This window comes from Campylobacter sp. 2018MI13 (genome assembly GCF_018501135.1).
GTDB lineage: Bacteria > Campylobacterota > Campylobacteria > Campylobacterales > Campylobacteraceae > Campylobacter_E.
This window is the reverse complement of the sequence record NZ_JAHCZC010000031.1, coordinates 1-19,393: the sequence shown is the minus strand read 5'-3', so window position 1 is coordinate 19,393 and position 19,393 is coordinate 1. Positions and strand designations below refer to the sequence as shown.

General features: G+C 27.4%; 20 protein-coding genes. 13 read left to right on the top strand and 7 right to left on the bottom strand.

Translation table 11 applies throughout. The features are described 5' to 3' along the window. Window positions 1-433: alkaline phosphatase family protein (locus KJQ99_RS04620; protein ID WP_214150161.1), on the top strand; the 433-nt coding region annotated here is incomplete at its 5' end. A gap of 153 nt (window positions 434-586) precedes the next feature. Here the strand turns inward: KJQ99_RS04620 and KJQ99_RS04615 are convergent. The 4 genes from KJQ99_RS04615 to KJQ99_RS04600 all read right to left on the bottom strand — a co-directional run bounded on the left by KJQ99_RS04615 (window position 587) and on the right by KJQ99_RS04600 (window position 5,979). Next, entirely contained in the window at window positions 587-1,438 is an 852-nt protein-coding gene (locus tag KJQ99_RS04615; protein ID WP_214150160.1) for a hypothetical protein, read from the bottom strand. Between the two features lie 201 nt (window positions 1,439-1,639). Further along, window positions 1,640-2,632, bottom strand: coding sequence for a hypothetical protein (locus KJQ99_RS04610; RefSeq protein ID WP_214150159.1), 993 nt, complete (start codon window positions 2,630-2,632; stop codon window positions 1,640-1,642). A gap of 331 nt (window positions 2,633-2,963) precedes the next feature. Next, window positions 2,964-4,892, bottom strand: a complete 1,929-nt coding sequence (locus tag KJQ99_RS04605) for an ABC transporter permease (protein ID WP_214120042.1) — start codon at window positions 4,890-4,892, stop codon at window positions 2,964-2,966. Then, the gene (locus tag KJQ99_RS04600; RefSeq protein ID WP_214120043.1) at window positions 4,867-5,979 is read right to left on the bottom strand and encodes an efflux RND transporter periplasmic adaptor subunit; all 1,113 of its coding nucleotides are present in this window, start codon (window positions 5,977-5,979) and stop codon (window positions 4,867-4,869) included. Before KJQ99_RS04600 ends, KJQ99_RS04605 begins: the two co-directional genes overlap by 26 nt. A gap of 70 nt (window positions 5,980-6,049) precedes the next feature. Between KJQ99_RS04600 and fliL the strand changes: the two genes are divergently transcribed. The 5 genes from fliL to KJQ99_RS04575 are packed head-to-tail and all read left to right on the top strand — an operon-like array spanning window position 6,050 to window position 9,572. Beyond that, complete coding sequence (fliL, locus tag KJQ99_RS04595) at window positions 6,050-6,568, top strand: flagellar basal body-associated protein FliL (RefSeq protein WP_214116740.1); 519 nt, start codon at window positions 6,050-6,052, stop codon at window positions 6,566-6,568. Then, window positions 6,568-6,918 carry a holo-ACP synthase gene (acpS, locus tag KJQ99_RS04590; protein ID WP_214116738.1) on the top strand — a complete coding sequence of 117 codons (351 nt, stop codon included), beginning with the start codon at window positions 6,568-6,570 and terminating at the stop codon, window positions 6,916-6,918. Before fliL ends, acpS begins: the two co-directional genes overlap by 1 nt. A gap of 1 nt (window position 6,919) precedes the next feature. After that, a complete protein-coding gene (locus KJQ99_RS04585; RefSeq protein ID WP_250325669.1) occupies window positions 6,920-8,194 on the top strand; it encodes an MFS transporter in 1,275 nt (424 codons plus the stop codon). Continuing rightward, the gene (locus KJQ99_RS04580) at window positions 8,182-8,733 is read left to right on the top strand and encodes a CheB methylesterase domain-containing protein (RefSeq protein WP_214116734.1); all 552 of its coding nucleotides are present in this window, start codon (window positions 8,182-8,184) and stop codon (window positions 8,731-8,733) included. Before KJQ99_RS04585 ends, KJQ99_RS04580 begins: the two co-directional genes overlap by 13 nt. Window positions 8,734-8,738: 5 nt before the next feature. Further along, on the top strand, window positions 8,739-9,572 hold the full coding sequence (locus KJQ99_RS04575; protein ID WP_214116732.1) for a CheR family methyltransferase: 834 nt from the start codon (window positions 8,739-8,741) through the stop codon (window positions 9,570-9,572). 19 nt (window positions 9,573-9,591) lie between these two features. Here KJQ99_RS04575 and KJQ99_RS04570 read toward each other — a convergent pair whose 3' ends face one another. Then, window positions 9,592-11,622, bottom strand: coding sequence for a CHASE2 domain-containing protein (locus KJQ99_RS04570; RefSeq protein WP_214116730.1), 2,031 nt, complete (start codon window positions 11,620-11,622; stop codon window positions 9,592-9,594). Then, window positions 11,619-13,475 carry a tRNA uridine-5-carboxymethylaminomethyl(34) synthesis enzyme MnmG gene (mnmG, locus tag KJQ99_RS04565; protein ID WP_214116728.1) on the bottom strand — a complete coding sequence of 619 codons (1,857 nt, stop codon included), beginning with the start codon at window positions 13,473-13,475 and terminating at the stop codon, window positions 11,619-11,621. The genes KJQ99_RS04570 and mnmG overlap by 4 nt, the downstream gene beginning before the upstream one ends. A gap of 49 nt (window positions 13,476-13,524) precedes the next feature. Here mnmG and KJQ99_RS04560 point away from each other — a divergent pair, with 49 nt between their 5' ends. From KJQ99_RS04560 to rfaD, 3 genes are read left to right on the top strand one after another with little or no spacing between them, the layout of a single operon-like run. Next, window positions 13,525-14,136: a riboflavin synthase gene (locus tag KJQ99_RS04560; protein ID WP_214116726.1), complete on the top strand. Its 612-nt coding sequence runs from the start codon at window positions 13,525-13,527 to the stop codon at window positions 14,134-14,136. Window positions 14,137-14,144: 8 nt separating this feature from the next. Next, the gene (locus KJQ99_RS04555) at window positions 14,145-14,333 is read left to right on the top strand and encodes a hypothetical protein (RefSeq protein WP_214120047.1); all 189 of its coding nucleotides are present in this window, start codon (window positions 14,145-14,147) and stop codon (window positions 14,331-14,333) included. 9 nt (window positions 14,334-14,342) lie between these two features. Then, complete coding sequence (gene rfaD / locus KJQ99_RS04550) at window positions 14,343-15,293, top strand: ADP-glyceromanno-heptose 6-epimerase (RefSeq protein WP_214150157.1); 951 nt, start codon at window positions 14,343-14,345, stop codon at window positions 15,291-15,293. Between the two features lie 4 nt (window positions 15,294-15,297). On the opposite strand, the gene KJQ99_RS04545 is transcribed toward rfaD, so the two are convergent. Next, window positions 15,298-16,305: a sensor histidine kinase gene (locus tag KJQ99_RS04545; protein ID WP_214150156.1), complete on the bottom strand. Its 1,008-nt coding sequence runs from the start codon at window positions 16,303-16,305 to the stop codon at window positions 15,298-15,300. Window positions 16,306-16,556: 251 nt separating this feature from the next. Here KJQ99_RS04545 and KJQ99_RS04540 point away from each other — a divergent pair, with 251 nt between their 5' ends. The 4 genes from KJQ99_RS04540 to KJQ99_RS04525 form a co-directional block, all read left to right on the top strand. Continuing rightward, on the top strand, window positions 16,557-17,183 hold the full coding sequence (locus tag KJQ99_RS04540; protein ID WP_214150155.1) for a hypothetical protein: 627 nt from the start codon (window positions 16,557-16,559) through the stop codon (window positions 17,181-17,183). Beyond that, the gene (locus KJQ99_RS04535) at window positions 17,180-18,178 is read left to right on the top strand and encodes a GTPase family protein (RefSeq protein WP_214150154.1); all 999 of its coding nucleotides are present in this window, start codon (window positions 17,180-17,182) and stop codon (window positions 18,176-18,178) included. Before KJQ99_RS04540 ends, KJQ99_RS04535 begins: the two co-directional genes overlap by 4 nt. Window position 18,179: 1 nt before the next feature. Continuing rightward, the gene (locus KJQ99_RS04530) at window positions 18,180-18,851 is read left to right on the top strand and encodes a GTPase family protein (protein ID WP_214150153.1); all 672 of its coding nucleotides are present in this window, start codon (window positions 18,180-18,182) and stop codon (window positions 18,849-18,851) included. A 109-nt stretch (window positions 18,852-18,960) separates the two neighbouring features. After that, on the top strand, window positions 18,961-19,393 hold a 433-nt coding region (locus KJQ99_RS04525), incomplete at its 3' end, for a BspA family leucine-rich repeat surface protein (protein ID WP_214150152.1).

The following is a 19,393-nucleotide window of genomic DNA, read 5'->3' as shown; positions in this document are numbered from 1 at the left end:
AAAAAGCTATGATGAATTACCGCAAATGAGTGCTTATTTAGTGTGTGATGAAGTAATTAAGGCTATGAATGATGGTTTTGATTTTATCGTAGTTAATTTTGCAAATGGCGATATGGTAGGTCATACAGGAAATTATGAAGCTTGTATTAAAGCAGTTGAGTGCGTTGATGAATGCTTAGGCAAAATCATTAAAGCTTGTAAAGAAAATAATTATGCTATGCTCTTAACTTCAGATCATGGAAACTGCGAAGATATGAAAGATTTAAATGGCAATATTTTAACCAATCATACAACTTATGATGTTGGTTGCTGGCTTTATAATTATCATAAAGATAGTAATTTAAAAGATGGCTCATTAGCAAATATTGCTGCTAGCGTGCTAAAAATACTAAATTTAAATAAGCCTAGCGAAATGGAAGAAGCTTTATTTTAAATCTTTATTCCTAGTTCAAATTCTTTAAAAAATTAATGGAATTTGAATTAGGATTTTAATAAATTTAAATATATTTTATTATTATCATTTTTTAATCATCATAAACTATATCTGATAAAACTGCATATTTTAACAATTCAATATAACTTGTTTTCATTTTAATTCTCCTTTTAATTTATTTAAATAATTTTTATAAACATCATTAGAACAACTACCTCTATTATTATCGTAATTACCTAATTTAAGATAATAATTATCAACAAATAACCTAGCAAAAGAATTAGAAATTCTATCAAAATCAGGATGCTCTGGAAGTTTAAGCTGTACATATGATTTTGCGTAACTACAATCCACAAAATAACCATAAATATCATAATTTATTAGCTTATCTTTACTAAGTCTAGTTGGTAATTTTGAAGCTTTTTCTTCAAAACTTTTTTCATGATAATCTTCATATAATTGCACTTCTTTATCAACTATTAAATTTACGCTTTTAAAAAATTTTCCATCTATCGTATAGTTTTGCTTTTCAATTGTGCTTAATAATAAGGTATTTGGTTTTTTAAGTTCTGTTACTTCGTGCTTTGGACTTTGCTGTAAATTAAAATGACTTATGAATAATATTCCGTGAAAGGCAATCATTAAAAATGAGAAAAAATAGAATATAACTTTAATAAATTTTTGATTTTGTTTCATTATAAATTTATAGATTAGTATAATAGGAAAACACAATATAAAAGGAAAAATTATTTGAAAAATCAATGTATTTAGAGCAAAATCAGGATTATTGCTTTTAGCACTTAAAACCAAATAAAAAAATAAAATATATAAAGCTGTTATAAATCTAGGATAGAGCTTTAATCCTATAAAAAATGTAAGGGCAAAAAGCATAGGATAGGTAAGGAATGGCACATAATCTATAGGAATTAAAATACTAATAATCCCACCAGCTAAATCGTGTAAATTATCTAAAAAATATGCTAAATATATTAAAAACTCATTCATATCTTACCTTTAAAAATAAGGTTTATTATAGCAAATACACATTCATCAAATTTAAAAATAATTATTAAAATTATCTTGTGTTTTATGTTAAATACTTTGAAAATATCTTAAATTCCTAAATTAAATTCTTTTAAAAGATAAAAACTAAAAATTATAATAATGTTAATTAGTGGTGTAAAATATTTTAGAATTTAATAATCTTCATTTAGCATTTACAACTCCTTTTTTATTTTCATTAATTTCATCAATCTCTGCTTGTATTTTTTTTCTTAATTCTTTTTCATTAGGGCAGGAATTTTCTAAAACTCCTAATATTTCTAAACTTGTTCCAGATAAAGAACTAGAATAATTTTTTGTAGTTTTTACATAATCAATAATTTTTTGAAAATTATCGTATATTTCAAATATATCTTTTTTATAACATAAATCTTGTGGGATTATTGCTGGTTCAATCATTTTTCCATTTTCATCACCTTGTAAATTTAAATATATGTCTTTAGCATGAAGCATAATCACTGTATTTGTATATATATAATAAAAATATTCCTTTGACTTTTGTGAATCAAAATATCTTCTATAAGCCATGTCTAAATGCTTATATATTTCATCATGTTTATTTGATTCTTCTTTTAAATAATATATAAATCTATCAATATCTAAATCTGTATATATTGAAACAAGCCTTAACATGGTTGCAAAGCGATTTTGATTTAGCTCAATATTATCAAAATAATTTTTCCCATATGGTAAGCGTTCAATCATTGAATAAATCTCATTAAAAAATTCATCTTTATAAGTATTTGCAACATACTTAGCATACGATAAATCATCACTTTTAAAAAACATATTTCTATTTAAAATCATCCACCATAAAATATCTTCTATGCTATCTTTTGGTAAAAGCTCTTTACCTTCTTTAAATTTATCATTCATTTGATTTATAAGAAATATCATTATAAAATTATCATAATTCAAATATGTATGCAATAATTCAATAACAATTCTATACTCCATCGCATTTACAAATTTAGCAGAAGCTTCTGGGTTTTTACTATATTGTATGTCAAAAGTTTCTTTTTGAGTTTCGCTAACCATTGCATAAAAACTTCCTATAATAAGAAAAATTATAGTAAAGATAAAAGCTATTACTTTTTTTAAAATGATTTTTAAATATTTTTTGTGATTTACTTGCATATTTAGCCTTAATAAAAAATAAGATTAATTATATCAAATATAAATTTAAAAATAATTATTAAATTTATCTTGTGTTTTATGTTAAATACTTTGAAAATATCTTAAATTCCTAAATTAAATTCTTTTAAAAGATAAAAAATAAAAAATTATAATAAGGTTAATTAGTGGTGTGAAATATTTTAGAATTTAAATTAGGATTTTAATATATTAATTTAGTCCTTAAATTTTGTAAATTCCTAAAATTATTTAAAACTACACATTCATTAGTTGCTTATGATTTTATATAAAATAAAAAGGAAAAACTTTATTAATTTAAGTTTTTCCAAATTAATCAATCATCAGTTAAAGCAACTGCAGGGATTAGCTTACTAGCTTGTTTAGCAGGAAAATATCCAAAAAATAAGCCAACTAAAGTGCTACTTAAAAACCCTAACATAATAGCATCAAAATCAACTATCATTTTAATAGGAGCGTCAAGTAAATTAATACCATAAACAAGCATTAAAGCAATCATTACACCAATACTAGCAGCTACGCTACAAAGCACAACCGATTCAATCAAAAATCCCGTGCTAATATAAGATGGACTTGCTCCGATCGCAAGTTTTACCCCTATTTCTTTCGTTCGCTCTTTTACAACGACAAGCATAATATTCATAACACCAATTCCGCCAACAATCATAGCAATAAATGCAATGCCAAAAATCATTAAACTAAGTGTATTTGTAGTGCTTTCTATACTTTTTTTAATAGCGTCTTGATTAAAGGTCAAAATTGAATTAGCACCCTTTTTAATCTCTAAAATCTGTTTAATGCTATTATCAGCTAATTCACTATTTACATCATCTTTAAGCAATACAACAATACGCCTAATATGTTTATTACCATCAAATTTATTGCTAATTGTGCTATTTGGAACATAAACTCTAATATCAAAACCATCTCGCTCATTTTTATCTTTTTTAAGAACCCCAATTACTCTTAATGGCTGACCTTTTAGATATATTATTTTATTTAATGGACTTTCTATTTTAAATAAAGTTTTAGCTAAATTCTCACTAATTACACATACATTCTTAGCGTCTTGTTCTTCTTGCTCGGTAAAAAATCTACCTTCTTTCATCTCCTTAGCACTAATTTGTAAAAAATTCGCAAAAACTCCTGTAGCATCAGTATCTACTTCGTTTTTTAAATAAGTAATATAAGCACCACTTAAACCACTCTCAACCCCAACTTCTTTTACAAAATCAAGCCTTTTAATAAGCTCTAAATCTTGGTATGTTAAATCCTTAATCCTACCTGCATTTCTATCTCCAAATCTTGAGCCTTTATGAACTATAATTGTATTTGTCCCAAGTGATTTTATCTCTTCTAAAATATCAGCTTTCCCACCATTTCCTAAAGCTATCGTTGAAATTACTGAAGCAGTAGCGATTATAAGCCCTAGCATAGTAAGAAACGACCTTAATTTATTTGTGATTAGATTATTTAATGCAAGTTTTACATTTTGAGAAAAAAAGCTAAAACTAGCTATAAATCTATCTTTAAAATTAGCTTTATTTAAATTATCTTCATTTAAATTGCTTGTTTTAAATTCTTTAACATTTTCATCACTAATGATAACTCCATCTTTCATTTTGATAATTCTAGTTGCGTATTTACATAAACTCTCATCGTGAGTTACTAAAATAACCCCAACTCCGTTTTCATTTAGCTCCTTTAGAATTTGCATAAGCTTTATTCCATTTGCACTATCAAGCGCTCCTGTTGGCTCATCTGCTAATATAAAATTTGCATCATTTATAAGTGCTCTTGCCACACTTACACGCTGTTGCTGACCACCACTTAAATGTGCTGCTTTTTTATGAGTATGTTCGCTAAGTTCTAATTTTTCTAATAATTTTTTAGCTTTTTGAATACTAGTTTGTTTGTTTTTCTTAGCATATAAAGCTCCCATTATTACATTTTCTAATACACTTTGTAAGGGCATTAAATTGTATCTTTGAAATATAAAACCTAAATTATCTCTTCTAAAGGCTGATTTTTCTTCACTATTTAAAGAATACAAATTCTTATCATAAAATATATATTCTCCGCTACTTGGCTCATCAATTAAGCCTATCATATTAAGCAAGGTGCTTTTTCCTGAACCACTTTTGCCTAATAATATTACAAACTCGCCTTTTTTTATCTCAATATTTATATCTTTTAATACTTGAGTTGAGCCATAAAATTTATTTAGATTGCTTATCTTTATCATTAGTTATTACCACTTCATCATCATCATTTAAGCCACTTGTAATTTCTATATTAAAATTATCGCTCTTACCTAAGGTTATATATGCTTTTTTATAGCCTATCTCGCTATTATCTTTAATATTTACAAAATAGCCTTTATTGTCTTTATTAATATAATTAATAGGTAAAGTTAAAGCATTTACTACCTTATCAATTTCTATGGTATTTTGAACATCTATTCCTATTTTTAATTCAGGGTTATTATTTACAAAATATCTAGCATAATAATAAACAGCCCCACTTGAAGTAGCGTTATCAATAACACTAACATCAGCACTATCAATACTATTTATGCTAGCTTCTTTAGTGCTAGCCCCATCACTTAATGGAGTATATGTGATTTTTTGCCCTACTTTTAATAAGCTAACATCATTTTGTGCTATTTGCATTCTAACTTCCATCTCATCTAAATTAGCTAATTTAATTAGTGTTGGTGAGCTTTGCTTTGAGTTAATTGTCTGACCTAAACTAGCATAAACACCTATTACACTACCATCAATAGGAGCTTTTACTATTGTTTCATCTAAACTTTCTTGCATAGTAGAAATATTTGCATTTGTTTGAATTATTTGAGCTTTTATTGAGCTAAGTTTTGCTTTTGCGTTGTAATAATTAGTTTTTGCGTTTAAATAATTTTCTTTAGAGCTAGCACCCTTACTTAATAACTTTTCTTGAGTTTGAAGTTTTACATATAATTCGTTTAAATATACTCTAGCTGCTTCTTCTTCATCATTTAAACTAATTAATTTACTTTTTTCTATAGCCAAATCATTCTTAGCTTTTTCATCATCTAAAATAGCAATAATATCGCCTTTTTTAAGCTTATCTCCTAGCTTTACACGAAATTCTTTAATTTCTCCATTTGCTAAAGTTGCAACATTTACCAAAGAAGGAGAATAAGCCTTGCCTACTGCTTCAACATTAATTGATAAATCCATTCTTTTTGGTTTAATAATTCTAAAATTATTATTAGTTTCATCATTACTAAAATATGCAAAACTAAATATGCCTATAATTATTACTATCAAAATAGCTAGTATTTTTTTCATTTTATCCCTTCTTTAATTTATTTTTGCTAAAATCTCAATTTTTAAAATATTTATCAAAAAAGGTTAATAAATGGCAGAAAACGAAGAAGTTGTAGCACCAAAATCAAAAGGTTCTAGTTTGGTTTTAATTTTAGTAACCGTTTTATTACTTGTTGTATTAATCATAGGCGGTTTAGTTATATTTTTATTAATGGGAAGTGGCGATGAAGAAAAGGCTGATGAAAGTGTAAAAACCGAGCAAGTTGAGAAAAAACCTGCTAAGAAAAAGAACGAAATGTCAGCTGATGTTGGTGTTATTTATCCATTAGATGGCTTTACCGTGAATTTAGTAAGTGATAGTGGGACTAAATATTTAAAATGCAAAATTGAATTAGAGCAAAATATAGAAACACTAACACCAGAACTTGATAAAAAAATACCTATTATTAAAGATAAAATAATAGAAACTCTAAGCTCAAAAAGTGTAGAAGAAATAAGCACAGGAAAAGGCAAAGAAAGATTAAAAGAAGAAATTATCAATAAAATTAATGAAGTATTAAATGATGGCTTTATCAAAAATATTTATTTTACTGATTTTGTGATTACTTGATGATTGGTTGTGATATTGTTGAGATTGCTAGAGTTGAGAAAATTCTAGCTAAATCTCAAATTAAATTCTTAAAAAAAATCCTTACCGAAAACGAATTAAAAACTCTAAGTTCTAATTCAAATTCTATTGCAGGTTATTACGCAGCAAAAGAAGCAGCTAGCAAAGCTTTAGGCTGTGGAATTAGTAAAGATTGCTCTTTTATGGATATAGAAATTATAAAAAATAATCAAAATAGACCTAGTATTTTATTTAGTGAAAAAATTTTTAATAAATTTGGAGTAAAATCAGCTCATCTTAGTATTAGCCACGATGCAGGGATTGCAATGGCTGTTGTTATGCTGGAGAAATAAATTGAAAAATTATCTTGAATTATTAAAATATAGTAAGACTTTTAAAATTCTTATCCTAGTTCAATTCATAACTTATTTTGGGGCTTGGTTTTCACAAATTGGTGTTTATACTATGCTAATTGAATTTGATTTTAGCAAGTTTAGTTGGAATATTTTAGGCTCTGAAATAAATCACGAAAGTATGAAAAAATGGGCTATATCTTTTTCTGCTGTATTTGCATTTTTGCCTACTATTTTAATGGCACCAATTAGTGGAATTATAATTGATAGTTTTAAGTCTAAAAAACTTTTATTATTATCAATTATCATTGAATTGTTTTCAGTATTTTTACTAATTTTTATAAAAGACGCTAGTTATATTTTTATACTATTTTTACTAATTTTTATAAGACTTGCGGTTGCAAGTTTATATTTTCAAACTGAAATGAGTTTATTGCCACATATTTTTGATAAAGACAGATTAAAGCTAGCAAATGAGTTATTTTCAGTAGTTTGGGCTATTTCATACACTACAGGAATGGCAGTTGCTGGTATGTTTATACATTATTTTGGGGTTTATAATGCCTTTTTGCTCGATTGCTTTTTATTTTTAATTGGAATTACATTATTATTTTTTATAAAAATAGAAGTAAAAAATGAAAAATTTTATTTCAAAAATATCACAAAAATGGCTAAAGAAGGTTTGTTTTATTTACTAGGAAATAAAAAAATATTACATTTAATATTATTACACGCCTTTATAGGATTTACAGCTTATGATGCTTTGATTAATTTTTTAGCTGGATATGATTATTTAAATAAAGTATATTTTCTAAAAGAAATTCTAAGCACAGGTTTAATAATAGGACTTAGTAATGCAATTAGAGCTTTATCTTTAGTAGTTGGACCTTTAATTTTAAGTAAAGTCGTAAATCACAAAAGATTATTCTATTTTTTTATTTTACAAGGCTTAGGGATTATTACTTGGGCTTTACTTCAATTTAATTTCTGGGTATCTTTTATAGGTTTAATATTTGCTGGATTTTTTACTAGCACGATATGGTCTTATACTTATACAGCAATTCAAAACAATTGCGATAAAGAATATTATGGCAGAGTGATTGCTTATGTTGATATGATTTATATGAGCTTTTCATTAGCAATTACTTTACTAACTGGTTGGTTATTTGATAATAAAATTAGCACTTTTTATATTACAATATTAATTGGAAGTTGCTTTATAATAGGTGCTTTTTATTGGTTATTTTATATAAGGAATTATGGATGCGAAAAGTAATTTTAATAGGTGCTAGCACAGGTGGTCCTAGTCAGATTAAGTATTTAATTCAAGATTTAAAACTTGTAAATACAACAATAGTTATTGCTCAACATATGCAAGCAAATTTTTTACCAAGTTACGCACATCAACTTGATAAAGAATGTTTAAGCGATGTTGCGTTATTAGAAAATACTTGTTTTTTAGATGATAAAAAAATATATATTTGTCAATACAATACGGAGTTATTTTCAAATCTAAGGGCTAATTTTAATAATGGAGTTTTTCCATTTTGTCCTAATGTAGATTTATTGTTTAATAGTGCTTCAAAACTTACAAAAGACTATGAAATACTAGCAATATTATTAACAGGAATTGGAGATGATGGTGCTAAAGGCTTATTTGAACTATACAAAAAAGGTGCTAAGTGTATAGGCGAGAGTGAAAAATCTTGCATAGTTTATGGAATGCCAAAAAGAGCTTATGAATTAAATAATAATCTTTTACAACTTGACATTGAAGATATAAAAAAAGAAATTGTAAATTTCATTCAAAGGTAGGTTTTATGTTTAGTTTTTTATCAAATAAAAAAGATATAGAAAATCAACAAAAAGAAGAGTTTAAATTCCACGATGATAATTATGAGTTTGATATGCTTTTATTGAAAATTAGGCAAGTTTGTGGAATTGATTTAGAAGTTAAAAAAACAACGATAAGACCAAAATTAATCAAATTTTGCACTAATAATAATTTAAGTTCTTTTTCTCAATTAACTAATAAAATGGATTTAAACCTTCCTATTAGACAAGAATTATTTGACTTAATAACGGTTTGTGAAACTTATTTTTATAGAGAACTAAAACAACTTAATGAATTAATTTATATCCTAAGAGCAGAACCTAGCAAAAGAAGAATTTTATGCGCTCCAAGTTCAAGTGGAGAAGAAGTATATTCAATACTAATGCTAGCAAATGAAGCAGGGATTACTAATCTTTCAATCTTAGGAATAGATATAAATGCTGAAATTATTCAAAAAGCAAGAGCTAGAAGATATTCAAAACGCTCATTATATAATCTAAATGATAATCTAATCAAAAAATACTTTGACCAAGACAATGATGAATATGTGATAAAAAGCCAATATTTTTCTAATGCTAAGTTTGAAGTTGTGAATGTATTTGATAAGAAATTTTTAGAATTAGGTAAATTTGATGTGATACTTTCAAGAAATATGATGATTTATTTTAATGAAGAATACAAATACCGCTTGGTTGATAATTTTGTCAAAAATCTCAATGATGGCGGAATGTTTTTCGCTGGACATGCTGATTTAGTTCCAAGTCATAATGAATTAAAAAAAGTATATGCAAATACTTGCACTTACTATGTAAAAGAATAATTAGAAATTAAATTCCTAATTATTCACGCCATAAAGTTAATTTCTCTCCTTTAAAGCCACTGCATTTATATAATTTAGTAGCTTCATCTTTACCTTTTAGCTTTAATTCATCAACTAATTCTAATTCATATATACTAGCGTCTTTTAAGGCTGCTAAAGTGTTATGAGAGATTAAGATATTTGCCTTATAGTTTTTACAAGAGCTTTCTACCCTACTTGCGGTATTTACTCCATCTCCTATGCAAGTATAATCACTTCTTGAAAGGCTTCCCATCTCCCCTACAATACATTCACCTGTGTTAATTCCTATGCCTATATTTATATAAGGAAGTCCTTTTTTGCCCCAATCTTCGTTTAAAAGATTTAAGGCTTTTATTTGCTCAATTGCAGCTTGTAAAGCACAATCAGCGTGATTTTCTAAATCATTTGGAGCATTAAAATACGCCATAACAGCATCACCTATATATTTATCAACCGTTCCATTGTATTTAAAAATAATATCACTCATAGGGGTCATATATTTATTTAAGAAATTAACCAAATCAGAAGCATCCATATTCTCACTAATCGTAGTAAAATCTCTAATATCACTAAAAAATACTGATATTTCTCTTTTGCTTGTGCTAAATACATTGCTATCTGTATTAATCAATTGCTCTGCTACTCTTTTTGAAACCTTTTTTTCTAGCTTAGCTTTTATAAATTCTTTTTGTCTGCTTTCTAAAAAGAAGTTAATTAATATCCCAATTACTCCCATAATAGCTAAAACCAAAATAAGTTCAAATGTATGAAGTAAATACTTCTTGCTAATTATAAAATAATAATGCCCTAAAATAATAGTTGCTAAAAGTATTAAATGCCATAAAACTTGTAAAATTATGCTTTTAAAATACATAAAAGAAACACTAAGAGCAATTATTATTAGTAAAGAAATTAAAAGTATTTCAGATGAATATTTTGGGGTTGTTAGGTATTCATCATTTAATAAATTATCTATAGCATTTGCGTGGATTTCAACACCTGGTAGGTTTTCATCTAATGGATTGCTTCTAATATCATTAAGCCCTACAACGCTAGTTCCAATTAAAACTATTTTATCTTTAAAGAACTCTTTACTAATAGTCCCATCTAAAACATCAATAGCGCTAATATAATCATAATGCGGAGATTTTCCTTTAAAATATAAACCAAGCAATGCGTGAGCATTCACTACAAAGCTATCCTTATCTCCTAATACTAAATGTATATCTTTAAAATTATCCCCAATTGCTTTAATATCATCAATTCCTAGATATTTTGCATACATTGCAAGACTAAGACTTGGTAAGAGTTGTTTAAACTCACCATCATCATAATAAATCATCATAAAGGCATTTCTGATTACATTATCTAAATGTGAATATGAATTAACAAATCCATTTGCATAAGCATTATCACTTAATTCTTCTATACTTGCTGTAATATTTTTACCATGTTCAAGCAATGAATAATCAATATTATCTTCAGCTATACTTTGATTACTTAATGGGGCTAATTTTTTTTCCGTATCGTTTATATAAGAGCCTAAGTTTATAGCATAGGCTAAAATACTATTTGTCTTTGAAAGTGCCATTGCAAAAGCTTTATCAGTGTCTTGAGTGCGTTGGCAAAAATGATATTTTGGAATGTTTAAAGAATTAAACTCCGTATCATTCATCTTTTTAGTAATTTCTCCACGCTTATCACTTTCTGCAAAATAAATATCAAATCCTACCACACTAGCAGAATTTAATTTATACACCAAACAAGCAAGAATATCTCTATCCCAAGGCCATTGCCCAAGACTAGCTAAGCTTTTTTCATCAATATCAACTATAGCAATTCTACTATCACCTTTAATATTATGATTAAAATAAGCATTAATTCTAAAAAACATATCGTGAGTTAAATTATCTAGCCTTGTGATGATACCTACTTCTTTTATAGTTATAAAAAATGAAAAAACAATCATTAAAATTGATAAAACTATAAAAGAATAAAATTTCTTAAACTTACTTAAATGTCTAATCAATTCTTAGCCTTTAATTTAATATAAATTTGAAGAATATCAATTGCAGCTGGGGTAATTCCACTAATTCTACTTGCATCAAACAAATTATCAGGCTTATTTTTTTCAAGTTTTTCTACAACTTCATTGCTAAGCCCACTAATTCCACGATAAGTAAAATCATTTGGAATTTTAATCTTAATCAAATTCGCTTGATTTTGAATACTTTCATCTTGCAATTTTACATAATGATAATATTTTGCATCAAGTAAAATTTCATCTAAAACAAAATCATTTAAATTAGCCAAACTTGGTGCTAAAGAAAGCATTTTTTCCTTTGTTATCGTGCTACGAGCTATGATTTTTTGAAGAGTTGTTGGTTGAGAAATCGGCTCTTCATTAATACTTGCTAATAATTCATTAAAAGAATTTGAAGGAACAACCCTGCTTTCACATAAAAACTCTAAACCTTTTTTAATATCATTTATTTGATTTTCATAGTATTTAAAGCTATTTTCATCTCTTAAACCACACTCATAAGCGTATTTATTAAGCCTTGTGATTGCATTGCTTTCACGAAGTAATAATCTAAACTCAGCCCTACTTGTAAACATTCTATAAGGCTCTTTTGTGCCTTTTGTAACTAAATCATCAATTAAAACACCAATATATCCTTCATCACGGCGTAACACAAGTCCATCTTTATTATCAATTGCCAAACTTGCATTTATTGCTGCCATAAGCCCTTGAGCTGCTGCTTCTTCATAACCAGTTGTCCCATTTACTTGACCTGCTAGATAGAAGTTTTTAATAATTTTACTTTCTAAAGTATGAAACAAATCAAGTGGGTCAAAATAATCATATTCTATTGCATAGCCGTGTCTTGTGATTTTAGCATTTTCAAAGCCTTTAACCGAGCGTATCATTGAATGTTGAACTTCAAATGGTAAAGAAGTTGAAAAACCATTTATATAATATTCTGTAGCTTCTTTTGTCTGTGGCTCAATAAATAAATGATGACTTTCTTTATCCGCAAAACGATTGATTTTATCTTCTATACTAGGACAATATCTAGGGCCAACTCCTTTAATTTGTCCTGTAAACATAGGAGCTTTATCAAAATTTGAACGGATAATATCATGAGTTGTTGTATTTGTATGCGCTATATAGCAAGGAAGTTGCGGCAATGTATGAGAAGTAAATTCTAAGCTAAATCCTTTAGTATTTAAATCGCTTTCTTGAGTTTCTAATACGCTAAAATCAATACTACTTGCTGCAATTCTAGGACAAGTTCCAGTTTTAAGTCTTCCACGATTAAGCCCTAAAGCAGCTAAATTATCGCCTAACTCACTAGCACTAAGCTCTCCTACACGACCACTTTTTATCTTGCTTAAACCTACATGAATTAAACCATTTAAAAATGTCCCACTGCATAAAATTATTTTCTTAGCTTCATAAGTTTTATTAAGCTCGGTTTTTACTCCATAAGCTTCATTATCTTTTACTAAAAGCTCTGTAACCATTTCTTGAGAAATGTCTAAATTAGGCATATTTAATAATATATTTTTAGCATTTTTATTGTATTCATCCATATCTATTTGAGCTCTAGTTCCACGAACAGCTGCACCTTTGCTCTCATTTAAAGTCTTGTAATTAATCGCACTTAAATCAGTAATCTTTGGCATAATTCCGCCAAGTGCGGCTATTTCTTTTACTAAATGCCCTTTTGCAAGTCCGCCTATTGCAGGATTGCAAGAAGTTGCTCCAATTCTATCGTTTAAAATCGTAAGAAGTAGTGTTTTTTTACCCATTTTAGCACTTGCGTGTGCTGCTTCAACACCAGCATGACCAGCACCAATTACTATAATATCATACATCATTAATCCTTTTTTTTATAATACACTAAGCTTATTGTAAAGGATAAAAATGTTTAATGGTTTAATAAGAGAATGTGGCTTTATAAAAAACTATTCAAATAATGAATTAAGATTAATTTCAAAACTAAAACCAAACATAGGAGATAGCGTAGCAACTAATGGAGCTTGTCTTAGTGTGATAAAAACTCATAATGACGGCTTTAGTTTAAATCTTAGTAGTGAAACTCAAAAAATAATCAAACCTTTTAAAGTAGGTGAAAAAGTGCATACTGAATTAGCAATGCAAGTAGGAGATAGGATTGATGGGCATATTTTAAGTGGGCATATTGATGGGCTCGGTAAAATCATTAAGATAAATAAGCTTGCTAGTGGGATAGATTTTTATATAAGTCTTGATGAAAAATTAATGCCTTTTGTGTGTAATAAAGGTAGCATTGCAATTGATGGAGTAAGCCTTACTATCAATGAAGTTTTAAACAATTCTATAAGACTTACAATAATTGATATTACTTTAAAAGATACTTTATTTAATTCATATAAAATCAATGATTTAGTAAATGTAGAAACTGATATTTTGGCAAGATATGTTCATAGAATGCTAAATTATAAAAATAACTCACTTACTTGGGATGATATTGATAGAATTAGTGCTATTTATTAGGAGTTTTTATGAATGAAGAAATTATGCTAAGAGCTTTAGTGCAAAAAGCACAAGAGATGGATGATGAGTATTTGGCAAATGAAAAATTAGTAAAAATGCTTATTAAAAAACAAGTATCATTTGATAATTACGATAAAATAAACGAGTTTTTAAACTTTATAAAAGACGCTAAAACAAACGCTCAAAAAAGCAAATAAAGGATAAATATGAATATAGTAATAACAGGTGGAGCTGGATTTATAGGCTCAAATCTAGCAAATGAATTATGTAAAGATCATAAAGTTTTAGTAATTGATAATTTTGATAATAATGAAAGATTTTCAAACAATAAAAGAAAATATTTTGGAACTTATAAAAATCTTTTAGAATTTGATGGCTTAATATATTCAGCTAATTTATTAGATGATGAGTTTTATGCAATGATTGATAGTTTTGCTCCTAATGTGATTTATCATTTTGCAGCTATTTCTGATACTACCGTTTATGATGAAGAAATAGTATTTAAAAGTAATATTAATACTTTTTATAAAATTATAGCTCTTGCTAAAAAACACAATGCAAAATTAATTTATGCAAGTAGTGCTAGTGTCTATGGAGATGCACCAAGCCCACAAACCGTAGGGCTTAATGAAATACCTAAAAATCCTTATGCTTTTTCAAAACTAACTATGGATAAAATCGCTAAAGATACAGGAGCTGTAGGGCTTAGATATTTCAATGTTTATGGTAAAAATGAATTTTATAAAGATACAACCGCTTCTATGATTTTACAATTTGGTTTACAAATCCTAAACAACAACTCGCCTAAACTTTTCGTTGGAAGTGATAAAATCTTTAGAGATTTTGTATATATAAAAGATGTTACAAATGCAAATATCGCTGCAATGAATGCTAATGGTGGAGTTTATAATGTAGGTAGTGGCAAGGCTAGGAGTTTTGAGAGTATTGTAGATATTTTGCAAGATTTATTAATAAAGCGTGGAATTTTAAAAGAAAGATTGCAAAAAACATATATCCCAAATCCTTACACTAACGCTTATCAATTTCATACTGAAGCAAAGCTAGATGATAGTTTTTCATATAGACCAATTTATAGTTTAGAAGATGGGATAAATGATTATTTAGATGAAATAATTAAGATATTTAATAATAAATGAATTATTAAATATCTAATTTAAATTCCACGCAAAAGCTCTTAGGCTCGTTGCAATAGTATATGTTTGCATTGTGAGCGTTGCAGATTTGTTTGCATAATGCTAAGCCTAAGCCATTGCCTTTTAGCTTAGTTGTATTGAATGCTTCAAAAAGATTAGTAAGATTTGCTATCTTTTCGCCACTATCAAAAACACTAATTTTATATATATTATTTATAATTTCTCCTTTGACTTTGATAGTGCCATTTTCTTCACAAGCATCAATTGCGTTATAAATTAAATTGCTTAAAACTAAGCTTATTAAAGACTTATCAGCACTAATTATTAATGGAGCAAAAGTGCATTCACTTAGAATTATCTCATCACTATTATTATAGGTATTAAAGACATTTTGGCATTCGTTTTCAAATTCTTGCAAATTAAACTCATATTTATTTAGCTTAAACCCACGAGTAAAAAGCAAAGTGCTCTCAATTATTCTCTCAACCCTTTTAATCGCATCTTGCATTTGCATTACAATATGTTTATTTTTAAGCTCAACTTTACTAAAAAGCACCCCTGCTAAAAGCGAAACCGAGCCTATTGGATTTCTAATCTCGTGAGCTAAATTAGCCGCTACTTGACCCATAGAAACAAGCCTTTCATCTCGCTTTTCTTTAGTAATATTTGTAGCCATTATTAGGTGCTTATCAGCGTATTTTATAGATTTGATTTGATAAAAATTATTTAAAAATTCTAATTCATAATGCTCTTTATTAAGGTCAATTTGCCTAAATAATTCATCACTTGCTAATTTGTTTTTCACTACTAGATTTTGATTTTCATCTAAAACCCAAATAGCACTTGGCAAAATCTCAATGATTTCATTTATCATTAGCATTAAACTATCATAAGAAGTCTTTAAAGCCTTATATTCATTCTCTACTACATAAGTTTGCTCAATTAACGCCTTTAGCCCATCAGCAAAACTCTGCTTATCTGATAAATCTAAGCTATCTAAAATATTTTTATTCATTTTAATCCTTTAAATTTTTAAAAATTATAATGAAAAATTTTATATAGACATATTTAAAGATTACTATATGTTATAATACTAACAACCAATATTTATAAAACACAATATAATTATTGATATTTTGAAAGGAGTTAAAATGATTTACCGCTCTTGGGGGGGGGGCACGAAAGCCTTACTAATCTACTAAATACAAGTTAAAAATATTTTTCTTTTTAATTTTTTTATATTTATTTTAATTTTAAGGAGAAAAAATGTTTTTAACAAAATTAAACAAAGATGAACAATTAGTATTTTTAAATCTTATCACCTACTCTAGCACTTTAGCTAGAATGCTACCTAAAGATGAAGAAGAAATTAAAAAGCAAAATTTAGCTATAGCTGATTATATTTTAGACTATCTTTGCGAGCTTGAATTTATATGTAAAAACTACATAATAGCCAAAAGATGGAGTTCTAATATCGGTTATAATCAAACAGAAGAATTTAAAACATTATTTAATAATGAAAATTTTTCAAATACTTCTTATGTTTTTAATTCTTTAAATTCTTTAATGTCTAATTGTATTAACTTGGTTTTAGATAATAAATACGAAGAATTATACAACCTACCAAAAGAACTAAAATTTGTAAAAAGCAAAGAGCTTTTTTATCTTGAAGTTTTAAACTTTTATGAAAATACTCCATTTGTTTGCACTTGCAAGGATGAGTTTTTAGACCAACTAAAATACTTTTTAAAGCTAAGTGATGAAGATATACAAAGCATTAAAGACAAATTAAAAAACCTTCACAGTAAACAAAATGCCATTGCAAAAGCTAAAAAAGACTATGAAAATGAAAAAGAAAATTTATTAAAAAATATAAAAAAGGATAAAGAATGAGTAAAGATATTTTTAAAGAATTAGAAAAAAACATAGGCGAATTAACAAGCATTAGCGAAAGCGATAGAATAGTAATGCTTAAAAATATTCAATCTATGAAAAATAAAAAAATAAATGTAATGATTACAGGTGCTACTGGTTGTGGTAAAAGCTCTACTATAAACGCTCTTTTTAATACAGAAAAGGCGAAAGTTGGTGTAGGAGTAGACCCTGAGACTATGAGTATAGAAAAATACGAATTAGATAATCTAACCCTATGGGATAGCCCTGGACTTGGCGATGGCAAAGAAAAAGACAATCAACATGGTAAAAATATTATTGACTTACTTTATAAAAAAGATGATAGTGGTAATGCTTTAATAGATTTGGTTTTAGTTATCTTAGATGGTGGTAGCAGAGATTTAGGAACTTCTTATAAATTAATAAATCAAGTAATAATCCCAGCGCTTGGAGATAGTGCTAAGGATAGAATTTTAGTTGCTATTAATCAATGTGATATGGCAATGAAAGGTAGATATTTTAACTACGAAGAAAACAAACCTGAACCAAAACTAGTAGAATTTTTAGAAGATAAAGTAAAATCAGTAAAAGATAGGATAAAAGAAGCAACAGGGGTTGATATAGAGCCTATATATTATTCAGCAGGGTTTAAAGAAGAAGGAATGCCACAACAAAGACCATATAATCTATCAAAGCTACTTTATTTTATAGTAAAACACACCCCAGAAGAAAAGCGTATTCATATAGCCCAAAATATGACTAAGGAAGAAGAAATGTTAAAAGATGATGATAGGCTTATTGACTACAACAAAAAAGTAAAAGAAAGTTTTCTTGGTTCTATTGTCAAGTCAGTTAGTAAAGGTGCTAGCGTTGGTGCTGATATAGGTGGCTCTATAGGTAGTATTTTTGGCTCTGCTGGTAAAGCAATAGGAAGTGCTATAGGTGGAGCAATTGGAGCTATCGGTGGATTTATCGGTGGATTGTTTGGGTGGTAAAATGCAAAATTATAGACTTAGTGAAATTCAAAGCAAATTAAACATCATGGGGGCATATCCACTTGATGTCTTGGTTGTAGGTTGCACTGGTGCTGGTAAATCAACTACATTAAACACGCTTTTTACAAAAGAAGTAGCTAAAGTAGGATTAGGAGTAGACCCTGAAACTATGGAGCTTGATAGTTATAAATTAAATGATTATGTAAGATTTTGGGATAGCCCTGGTCTTGGCGATGGCAAAGAAAAAGACATAACTCATGGTAAAAAAATCATAGATTTGCTCTATAAAACCTATATGCAAAATGAGAAAAAATATGGCTGGGTAGATTTAGCCTTAGTAATAGTAGAAGGAATTAACAGAGATTTAGGCACTACATATAATCTCTTAAATCAAATAATAGTTCCTAATTTTGATAAGGATAGAATACTTATAGCAATCAATCAATGTGATATGGCTATGAAAGGTAGGCATTGGAATGATAATGAGCCTGATAGTAGGCTTTTAGAATTTTTAAATGAATTTGCAAGTAGTATTCAAGCAAGGGTTAAAGAAGCTACAGGAGTGGATATTAAAAAACCTATATATTATTCAGCATTGCATAATTATAATATAAATGTTTTTTATGACTTAATAATAGATAATATCCCTACAAATAAAAGAATAATCAAATAAACTTTAAAGAATTTGAAATAGTAATTTCAAATTCTTTTAAAAATATTTTATATGGACATAATCAGGACTATCAATATGCTAAACTAAAAATAAACATTAAAGGAAGCTAATGAAAATTTTAGTTAAAGACAAAAGCGAATTAATTGATTTTGTATTAAATCAAAATATTGATTTAAGCTATTTAGACACAAGTTTAATCACAGATATGAGCGAATTATTTCTAAACTCTAATAGAAAAGATTTTAGCGGCATAAATACTTGGGACACTTCTAATGTTACTAATATGAAAGCTATGTTTAGTGGGTGTAGTAATTTTAATGAAACACTATATTTTGATACTTCTAGCGTTACTAATATGAAAGAAATGTTTAAAAACTGCAAAGCATTTAATAAAAGCTTAAACCTAAACACAAGCAATGTTACTAATATGAAAGCTATGTTTAGTGGGTGTAGTAATTTTAATGAAACACTATATTTTGATACTTCTAGCGTTACTAATATGAAAGAAATGTTTAAAAACTGCAAAGCATTTAATAAAAGCT